Genomic DNA, 9,481 nt, shown 5'->3' on the forward strand with positions numbered 1-9,481 from the left:
GCCAATCCGGACGTGCTGATCTCGGGAACGACGGCCAAATTCGCGGCGCAGTCGATGCGCAAGATATTCGAGCTCGGCTGGAGGCCGATGCACTTCATCCCGAGCGGCGCCTCCTCGATCACCGCGACCATCGTCCCGGTCGGAATGGAAAAGACGCAGGGCGTGATCACCTCGGTCTATCTGAAGGATGCCGCCGATCCGGCCTGGGCGGACGATCCCGCCATCAAGAACTATCTGGCCTTCATGGCGAGATACTTTCCCGAAGGAAATGCCAAGGACGGCTACAATCTCTATGCCTACATGGTGGCCGGCGTGCTGATGCAGATCCTCAAGCAATGCAACGGCGACTTCTCCCGTGAGAGCATCATGCGGCAGGCCAACAATCTGAACGATCTCGAGGTGCCGGCGCTGCTCCCCGGAATCCGCGTCAACACCAGCCCGACCAATCACCGCCCGCTGCAGCAGATGCAACTACAGCGCTGGGAAGGGAGCGGCTGGACGCGGTTCGGGAACATCATTCAGGGTGCGAACATCTGATCGCCACTGTCACTGCGAGCCGCCCCTTCCGTCTCCTGCCCGCTCCGATAGATCGCGAGATCGCGCGAGCCGGAGAAGATCGCCCGCGGCTTCAGGCCGTAAAACCTGCGGATCGAATGGCTGAAATGGGTGGAATCGGGATAGCCGATGTCCTGCGCCAGATGCGCGAGGTTGAGGTCCTGGTTGGCGAAATGCAGCAGGTGCCGCGCCCGCTTCCAGGCCCGGAACGAGCGGAAGGAGATGCCGGTCTCCTGCTTGAACAAATGCAGGAAGCGCGACGCCGACAGGCCCGCTTCAGCCGCGCAGCTCGACGCCGTGGCGGGCTCGCCGGAAAACCGCGTGATCTGCGCGATCGCACGCACGATGCGCGGATCGATCCGGCGTTGCGGCCAGGCTTCGCCGAAGCACATCAGGTCGAAGGCGGCGGCATCGATGTCGGCACGGCATGGCTGCGAGAGCAGTTGCTGATAGGCGGAGCGGATGCGATGCGCGAAGAGACCACGTTCCGGCCCTGACAGCCGCGCCGACCATGCCTCGAAGGTGCCGGGACGGACGCTTTCGGGCTCGATGACGAGGCAGATCGCGGTGCGATGGTCGCTGGAGATGGTATGGCGCACATTGGGCGCGACGGTGACCAGTTCGTCGTGGATTTCGCGGCCGTCCGCCGCCGACAGATGAAGCCCTCCGCGCAACGCGACATAGACATGAAGCGCGCCCGGGCAGCGTTCCCGCGGACGGCCCAGCAGCCCGGCGTAGAATACGCGCTCCGGCGTGATCAGCATCAGGTGGCCGGATGGGTGGCCCTTGTGGTCCATGGCGGCTTCCCTCCTCGCGCGGCTCTTGGGACCGCTGCGATGCCAACCATAACTCAAATTCTGGTTCTGTCACCGGGCAGAAGGTTCAGGGACGCACGCGCGGCGTCACGTTCTGCTCCGCGCCGGCGCGGCGTTCGGCCGCAACGGCGCGCTGATAGGCATCCCGCGCCTGCAGCCGGCCCCAATATGCCGCGACATTGGGACCGAAATCCTTGGCCAGTCCGATATTGTCGGCGAGCCGCAACGCATAGCCGATCACGATGTCGGCCGCGGTAAAACGGCCGGCGCAGAGCGTCTCGGCGCCGCTGGTCGCCGCCTCCACGGCACGGAGCCGGCCCAGAAACCACTTGGCATAATCGGTCGCGACCTGCGGATTGCGCCGCTCCTCGGGCTCGAGCTGGCTGTACCTTAGCACCAGCGTCTGCGGGAAGGTCAGCGTCGCGTCGGAGAAATACATCCAGTTCAGGAACGCGGCATAGCCCGGCTCGTCGGGCGCGACCATCAGCGGCGTCGGCCCGTAGCGGACGCCGATATAGTGGCAGATGCCGGACGATTCCGTCATCCTGTTGTCGCCATCGACCAGGAAGGGAATGGTGCCGAGCGGATTGAGCGCGAGATAGTCCTTGGCGAACACCCGCGGCGGGAACGGCAGCATCTTCAGCTCATAGGCAAGCCCCATCTCCTCCAGCATCCAGAGCGGCCGGAACGAGCGCGCCGCGTCGCAGTGATAGAGCGTGATCATGATAGCTCCCTATTTCTTCACAACCCCATCTGCCGGCTCGCGAGATCCTTCATGATCTCCTCGCTGCCGCCGCCGATCGCGTTGACCTTGACCTCGCGGTAGATGCGCTCGACCTTGATGCCGCGCATGAAACCGGCGCCGCCGAACACCTGCACCGCCTCGGAGGCGCAGAACGCCATGGTCTGGGTGGCCTGGTTCTTCAGCATGCAGATCTCGGCGACCGGATTTTCGCCCTGGTCGAGCCGCCAGGCCAGCATTTCCAGCATCGCCTGCGAGGCGGCGACTCGCTGCGCCATGTCGACCAGCTTGTGCCGGATCACCTGGTGCTGCGCCAGCGGCTTGCCGAACGTGTAACGCTGCTTGGCGTAGTCGACGGCGTCGTCGAGACAGACCCGGGCCGAGGCGATGCAGCCCGCCGCCATGGTGAGCCGCTCGCCGTTGAAATTGTGCATGATGATCTTGAAGCCGGCGCCTTCCTCGCCGAGCAGGTTGCCGACCGGCACGCGGCAATCGTCGAAATGCAGGGTCGCGGTATCCGACGCCCACCACCCCATCTTCTTCAACTTCGTACGGGTGAGGCCGGGTGTATTACCCTCGATCACCAGCAGGCTGACGCCGCCCGGTCCGGGACCGCCGGTACGCACGGCAGTCGTGATGTAATCGGCGCGCATGCCCGAGGTGATGAAGGTCTTCTCGCCGTTGACGACATAGAAATCGCCGTCGCGGCGCGCCGAGGTGCGCAGGTTTGCGACATCCGAGCCGCCGCTCGGCTCGGTGATCGCGAGCGCCGAGATCTTGCGGCCCGACAGGATCTCCGGCAGCACCTGCGCCTTGAATTCCGGCGTGCCGGCACGCGCGATCGGCGGCGCGCCGATCGAATTGCTCTTCAGCGAGGCGGAGACGCCGCCGGCGCCGGCGCGCGCCAATTCCTGCACCGCGACGATCCACATGAAGCGGTCGACTTCCATGCCGCCATATTCCTCGGGAAAGCCGAGCCCGAGCAGGCCGATGCCAGCCGCCTTCTGATAGAGCGCGCGCGGAAACTCCCCGGCCTCGTCCCACTCGTGGGCGTGTGGCTCGATCTCCTTCTCGACGAAGCGACGCACCACCTCGCGATAGGCCTCATGCTCGGCGGTATAGAACGGGCTTTTCATGCAATTCGCTTTTCGTTCAAGCCAATCAGCATGGCGGCAACGCGCTACTTCAACTTGCGTCCAGTGGCTGCAATCGCGCGCGATATTCCGCGGTGCGGGCATCGTTCGCCAAACCTCATCCAAAACTCAGAGTGGGCCCTCGGAGAGAGTTGGCATGGTACAAGCAGAACAAGGCCGTTCGAAGCCCAGGCGGCCACAGTATTTCGGAGAAGTTTTCCCAGTTCGATGTGACGACTGGTCGCGCATTCAGCCGCAGTTCGCAGGCGGATCGCGGTCCGCCGCTATTGCCGTGGTTGCCAAGATGGCGGGCTACGCCTTCCGCCTTCGCTCTTCGAGCTACGGCGGACATGTCGGTTCCAGCCCCGGCCTGCGCTCGCGCGCTCAGCTCGTCCCCGTCTTCGAACCTGCCGCAGCTCTCGGGTGCTTCGCGAAACTCGGGGCATCCCGCAAGGCCACCCGCTTCACCTTCTTCACGTCCGATCTTGCGTGCCTGGAGCCGCGGCTGTGCGCGGCATATTCCTGGCCGTCGATCGGCGCGACATGCGGCGGGTCCATGCCGAGATAGGGGCGCCCGATCCCGAACTCCTTCCCATGCACATCGACCCACTTCCAGAGCTTTTCGGAGGAGGCCCATCGCTGGTCGCGAGTTTCGCCCTGGACACTCACGATATCGGCCGCAAGTCCGCGCCCATAGCCGCCGCGGAAGCTCCCGCCATGATACGACCTGTTGCTGGCCGCCTTGAGGCCGCTTGCGATCGACTGGCGGTAGTCGTCGCGAAACGCGCTGGTGATGCCGGGCGAAAGGCCTTCCGCCTCCGCCGCGCGAAGCATATGGAACAGTTTCAGCTTGAGGCCCCGATCCATGCCTCCGATCACGTAGTCCATCATCGACATGCCGGCTCGTTCCGCCGCCTTCGGATCCTTCCACCCGAAATCCTCATCGACGAGTTTGGTGAAGGTTCTGGCGACCGTCACCATCTTGCCCTTCCGCTTGACGGTGACACTCCTCCGTTCGAGCTCTTTGATGGTGTCCTCCTTGGGCGTTCGTTGATAAAGCGCCCACAGATATCGATCGACGCAGATGTCCACGACCAGGCACTCGTCCACGATTTCGATGGAGCTGCCGGCGTCGCCAGGCTCGAGCACCGATGGACTGGCCATTGCGACTTGCACCGGTGCCGGCTCGATTGGCGGCACATCCGTCGAATTGATCGGGACCGTTCCGACACCCGGCTCCGGCTTGTTCGGAGCGATTGATCCATCGGCGGCAGCCGCTTCGGCCATCGGTAGGTTGGGTTGACCAAGACCGTCATCAGGCGCCGAATTTGGCTGCGGTACCTCGGCGAACTGCTGTTCGGTGGAGAGAGAAGGAGCGCTGACGTCCTTGCGTGCCACCGCGCCGGTGTTCGAGATTCCCGCAGGCCCGAGCGCAGCGAGCAAGCCGACCATCCCGGTCGCGAGAACGACCGATCGCAGCGATGGCGCCGGCACTGTCGAAAGTCGCCGCGGATTCATCATCCCAACTTCCAAATCCCAACTTTCAAAGGCTGCATCGGAACCGGATTGCAGAGCCAAGCATCCGCACGCCGTCGATTGTTCGGACAAGCCAGGGGTCGCGCAATGCGCAAAACGGCGGATCTCCCGCTTTTCTCCGAATTGTGGCCTGCGCGCAACGGCAGGCGACAGCCCGCAGGGCGGATCGTGATCCGCCGCTATTGCGCTTCTGGTCGTCAAGATGGCGGGTTACGCCGTCCGCCTCGCTCTTCGCGCGACCGCGGACACGTCGGCTCCAACCCGACCTACGCTTTACTGCACTATGCACGAAATCCGAAATCCCACCGGAAGCAACCCCGAACCCAATTTCCGATTTTCCAAATTTTTCTTGACGGCAGAGTGGAATCAGCGCTATATTGGCCGTGTCCCGCCACCTCTGAGAGGGGCGCTTCGCGATCGTCACGGACGTAGGCGGCGGGATGCGGTGGACGCGATGATGCTGCGAGACGAGCAGCGTCACGCGGACGGCGAAGACGTGTGGTCCTGGCGCCGCGACGCTGGCGCTAAGTCGGTGGAGGATGATCCGCCGATGACGGTGGCAAAAGAGCCCGTTCACCGGGGAGAGCGCGTTATAGGCCGTTAAAACCATTGCGCAGGGAAGGCCGGATGATCCGGCTCGTACCTGTGGTTCTGCCGCGTGCTACCTTTGCTGCACGCGGGCCATGGGTGCGTCCGGCACCCGGTCTTCCCTGCGCCCTCTGATCGGAGAGGGTAAGGAATTTCCAGCAAACCTCGCGCAATGCGCGGCGAGATCGCGAAGCTGTGTCCGCGCGCGACGCAGCCACTCAACTCGAGACGGCGTTCGTATTCACCCAACTGCCATGGCAATCTTTGCACGAAATCCAACCGCCTCGCGGGGAGTTGCGCATCGTACACTTGCGTCCAGTGGCTGGCGATCGCGCCGAATATTCCGCATCACGGGCTACGTCCTACGCAAATCTACGGCATGGGCGTGGCCGGTAACCTTTGCACAAAACTCCGGCTAGCGCGCCTTGACGGAGTTGGGCATGGTGCAACTCGAAGAAGACCCGAAGCAACGGGCCCGGCGGCTCCGACCGCGCCATTCGGAGGAAACTTGCCGGTTCGGCATCGCGTCTGGATCGCATATCTCAGTCGCACCTCCTCCCGCTTTTCGATTCCCGCAACCTTGCCATACCGAACGAATGAGGAATGCCGTCGATGAATGACAGGAAACTCTCCCTGCTTGCCGCCGCAGCGGCCCTGGTGCTGCTGACGACTCAGGGCGCGCTTGCGCAGAAGCGATACGACACCGGCGCGAGCGACACCGAGATCAAGATCGGCAACGTCGAGGCCTATTCGGGACCGGCTTCCGCCTACGGCGTCATCGGCAAGACCGAGGAAGCCTATTTCAAGATGATCAACGACAATGGCGGCATCAACAGCCGCAAGATCGACTTCATCTCCTACGACGACGGCTACAGCCCGCCCAAGACGGTGGAGCAGATCCGCAAATTGATCGAGAGCGACGAGGTGTTCCTGGTGTTCAACGCGCTGGGCACCCCGACCCAGACCTCGGTGCAGAGATATCACAACGCCAAGAAGGTGCCGCAGCTCTTTCTCGCGACCGGCGCCAGCAAGTGGAACGACCCGAAGGAATTCCCGTGGACCATGGGCTTCCAGCCGAGCTACCGGGTCGAGGCGCGGATCTTCGCGAAATACATCCTGAAGGAGAAGCCGAACGCCAAGATCGCGGTGTTCTACGCCAACGACGATTTCGGCAAGGATTATGTGCTGGGGCTGAAGGAGGTCTTCGGCGACAAGGCCAAGGATCTGATCGTCGCCGAAGAGAGCTACGAGACCACCGAGCCCTCGATCGATTCCCACATCGTCAAGCTGAAGGGCACCGGCGCCGACGTCTTCGTCAACATCTCGACCCCGAAATTCGCGGCGCAGGCCATCAAGAAGATCGCGGAGCTGCAATGGAAGCCGATGCACGTCATGACCGACGTGTCGATCTCGATCGGCGCGGTGATGAAGCCGGCCGGGCTCGACGCGTCCGAAGGCGTGCTGTCGGCCGGCTACCTGAAGGACGCCTCCGACCCGCAATGGAAGGACGACGAGGGCATGAAGAAGTTCATGGCCTTCGTCGACAAGTACATGCCGGGCGCCAACGTCTCCGATACCAACCTGGTCTATGGCTTCGCCGCCGCCCAGACCATGGTGCAGGTGCTGAAGCAGTGCGGCGACAACCTGACGCGCGAGAACGTCATGAAACAGGCGGCCTCGCTGAAGGACTTCACGCCGGATACGCTGATCCCCGGCATCAAGATCAACACCGGCCCGACCGACTTCGCTCCGATCGAGCAGCTCAAGATGATGCAGTTCAAGGACGGCAAGTGGGACTTCTTCGGCGACATCATCAGCGCCGAGACCAACGGGTAATATTAGCAACGTCGTTCCGGGGCGCTCGCCGAAGGCGGGCGAACCGGAACCTCGATGTGTGGCCCACAATCTCGGGATTCCGGGTTCGATGCTTCCCATCGCCCCGGAATGACCGGCGCATTTCACCCCGGCAGGAACAGCGCGAACGGCTCGTCGACCGTGCGGCGCAGGTGGGCGCGATAGGCCGCAAAGTTCACGTCGTCGGGCGAGATCCGCCCGACCGTGGCGTTGGGAAAATTCGCGGCCAGCACCAGCGCGATCGGCGCCGCGATCGGCGTCAGTTGCGAGCCGCGCCCGGCGAGCAGCGTGGTGATGATGCCATACATCGCGCCGTGATTCGGCCGCGACACCGTGATCAGGCGATGCTGGCCGTGGCGGTTGGTCACGAGATAGACGAAGCCGGACTGGTTCGGCACGGCGACCTCGCCGTACTGCGAATAGGCCGCGTCGACCCGCTCGCGCTCGCGGAACAGCAGCGATGAGGCGCTCTTGTCCCAGGCGATCTCGGTGCGATAGGCGTAGAGCGCGTCCTTGTCACCGAAGGAAGGCCGCACCGTGATGTAGATGCCCTCGATCCACGCCACCGCCTGGCGCGAATAGGCGCCGAGGCCGTCGGGCGCGATGTCGCCATTGACCGAGGCCAAGGCCGGCGCCGCGGCCTGAGGCTGGCGCAGCGGAACGCCGAGCGCCTGCTCCAGCCGCACCGTCGTCGCCAGCGTGAAGGGACGCCGGCCCCCCAATACCTTCTCGAGCGTCGAGAGGCTGAGCTTGGCCTGCTCGGCCAACGTCTGGCGGGAAATCCGCCGCCGCGCGATCTCCTCGCGAATCATGTCCGCGATCTGCCGGCTCTGCTCGGCGGAAAGCTGGTTGTCCGGCGCCGTCATCATCACCCCTGCTCGACTGCGCCATCCTATCAGACGCACAATTTGGCACAAATCCGCACAAGACCACACGGGCCGGCCGTTCGGCCGCCACCACCCAACGGGACACGGCGGAACAATGCCGATCATTGCGCTCGCGCCAAGGCGGCCGTTCCAGAAAATTCCGGACATCGAAAACGTCGCTCTGGAGCTTACGAAACATGACGACCTGCGATGTCATCGCCCGCCCGACACGCTCGCGCCTGTCGCGCCGAACCCGCATCCTGCTGTTCTTCCTGGCAGAAGCCATTGCCGTGCTGCTGATCGGCTTTGCCGCCCTGTTCCTCACCTTCGATCCGGTCTGGTCGGCCGAAGGGCCTTTTTCCCCGATGGCCAGACCTTCCGACGCCCGCTCCGGCTCCCTGCTGTTCAAGACCGAGGACGGCTACAGCGAGGCGCCGCGGCTCGGAATCGATGTCGACCTCACCGTGTCGGGACCGACGGTGCGCGCCCGCGTCACCCAGATCTTCAGGAACCCGACATCGGGCTGGCTGGAGGCCACCTATGTCTATCCGCTGCCGCCGGGCGGCGCGGTCGACACGCTGAAGATGGTGGTCGGCGACCGCGTCGTGGTGGGAGACATCAAGGAGCGGCAGCAGGCCAGGGTCATCTATGACGACGCCAAGCGCAATGGCCAGAAGGCGGCGCTGACCGAGCAGGAGCGGCCGAACATCTTCACCAATTCGCTGGCCAATATCGGGCCGGGCGAAACCGTGCTGGTGCAGATCGAATACCAGGAGCCGGTCGCCCAGAACGGCGACGAGTTCTCGCTGCGGGTGCCGATGGTGGTCGGCCCGCGCTACAATCCGCGCCCCGTGGCGCAGACCGTCGAGTTCAGGCCCGGCGGCAGCGGCTGGGGCACGAGCCATTCGGACCCCGTCCCCGACCGCGACCGCATCTCGCCGCCGGTGCTCGACCCCGCGCAGAATGCGCCGGTCAATCCGACCGCGATCACGGTGCATCTCAACGCCGGCTTTCCGCTCGGCGAAGTGAAAAGCCATCACGATGCCGTCAAGATCGAGAGCCCGGACGCGGAGACCCGCATCATTCGCCTCGCCGACGGCGTGGTGCCGGCCGATCATGATTTCGAAGTGAGCTGGAAGCCGGCCGCCGAGAAGACACCGTCGGTCGGCCTGTTCCGCGAGCATGTCGGCAATGCCGACTATGTGCTGGCCTATGTGACACCGCCCGCGGTCACCGAGGCCGTGCAAAAACCGCTGCCACGCGAGGTCGTGTTCGTGATCGACAATTCCGGCTCGATGGGTGGTACCTCGATCGAGCAGGCCAAGGCGAGCCTGATCTACGCGCTCGGCCGCCTGCAGCCGAACGAACGCTTCAACGTGATCCGGTTCGACG

General features: G+C 64.1%; 8 protein-coding genes. 3 read left to right on the forward strand and 5 right to left on the reverse strand.

Translation table 11 applies throughout. The features are described 5' to 3' along the window. Positions 1-537, forward strand: a 537-nt coding sequence (locus tag JOY90_RS11805; protein WP_291691320.1) for an ABC transporter substrate-binding protein, incomplete at its 5' end; no start/stop codon positions are given. Here JOY90_RS11805 and JOY90_RS11810 read toward each other — a convergent pair. The 4 genes from JOY90_RS11810 to JOY90_RS11825 form a co-directional block, all read right to left on the reverse strand. Then, a complete protein-coding gene (locus JOY90_RS11810) occupies positions 519-1,352 on the reverse strand; it encodes an AraC family transcriptional regulator (protein WP_291691321.1) in 834 nt (277 codons plus the stop codon). The two genes, JOY90_RS11805 and JOY90_RS11810, sit on opposite strands and share 19 nt — an antisense overlap. A gap of 85 nt (positions 1,353-1,437) precedes the next feature. After that, positions 1,438-2,094 carry a glutathione S-transferase family protein gene (locus tag JOY90_RS11815; protein WP_291691322.1) on the reverse strand — a complete coding sequence of 219 codons (657 nt, stop codon included), beginning with the start codon at positions 2,092-2,094 and terminating at the stop codon, positions 1,438-1,440. A gap of 17 nt (positions 2,095-2,111) precedes the next feature. Continuing rightward, positions 2,112-3,248, reverse strand: coding sequence for an acyl-CoA dehydrogenase family protein (locus tag JOY90_RS11820; protein WP_291691323.1), 1,137 nt, complete (start codon positions 3,246-3,248; stop codon positions 2,112-2,114). Positions 3,249-3,629: 381 nt separating this feature from the next. Then, on the reverse strand, positions 3,630-4,763 hold the full coding sequence (locus JOY90_RS11825; RefSeq protein ID WP_291691327.1) for a peptidase M15: 1,134 nt from the start codon (positions 4,761-4,763) through the stop codon (positions 3,630-3,632). Positions 4,764-5,981: 1,218 nt separating this feature from the next. Here JOY90_RS11825 and JOY90_RS11830 point away from each other — a divergent pair. Further along, on the forward strand, positions 5,982-7,205 hold the full coding sequence (locus JOY90_RS11830; protein WP_291691324.1) for an ABC transporter substrate-binding protein: 1,224 nt from the start codon (positions 5,982-5,984) through the stop codon (positions 7,203-7,205). A 122-nt stretch (positions 7,206-7,327) separates the two neighbouring features. On the opposite strand, the gene JOY90_RS11835 is transcribed toward JOY90_RS11830, so the two are convergent. Continuing rightward, positions 7,328-8,089, reverse strand: coding sequence for a helix-turn-helix transcriptional regulator (locus tag JOY90_RS11835; protein ID WP_291691325.1), 762 nt, complete (start codon positions 8,087-8,089; stop codon positions 7,328-7,330). A gap of 197 nt (positions 8,090-8,286) precedes the next feature. Between JOY90_RS11835 and JOY90_RS11840 the strand changes: the two genes are divergently transcribed. After that, positions 8,287-9,481, forward strand: a 1,195-nt coding sequence (locus JOY90_RS11840; protein ID WP_291691326.1) for a VIT domain-containing protein, incomplete at its 3' end; no start/stop codon positions are given.

Source organism: Bradyrhizobium sp., assembly GCF_019242285.1.
In the GTDB taxonomy this organism is placed as follows: domain Bacteria; phylum Pseudomonadota; class Alphaproteobacteria; order Rhizobiales; family Xanthobacteraceae; genus Bradyrhizobium.

Bases quoted from the DNA above. Each gene is read 5' to 3' on its own strand.
- JOY90_RS11810 (WP_291691321.1), bottom strand. From the start codon at position 1,352: ATGGACCACAAGGGCCACCCATCCGGCCACCTGATGCTGATCACGCCG.
- JOY90_RS11825 (WP_291691327.1), bottom strand. From the start codon at position 4,763: ATGAATCCGCGGCGACTTTCGACAGTGCCGGCGCCATCGCTGCGATCG.
- JOY90_RS11815 (WP_291691322.1), bottom strand. From the start codon at position 2,094: ATGATCACGCTCTATCACTGCGACGCGGCGCGCTCGTTCCGGCCGCTC.
- JOY90_RS11835 (WP_291691325.1), bottom strand. From the start codon at position 8,089: ATGACGGCGCCGGACAACCAGCTTTCCGCCGAGCAGAGCCGGCAGATC.
- JOY90_RS11830 (WP_291691324.1), top strand. From the start codon at position 5,982: ATGAATGACAGGAAACTCTCCCTGCTTGCCGCCGCAGCGGCCCTGGTG.
- JOY90_RS11820 (WP_291691323.1), bottom strand. From the start codon at position 3,248: ATGAAAAGCCCGTTCTATACCGCCGAGCATGAGGCCTATCGCGAGGTG.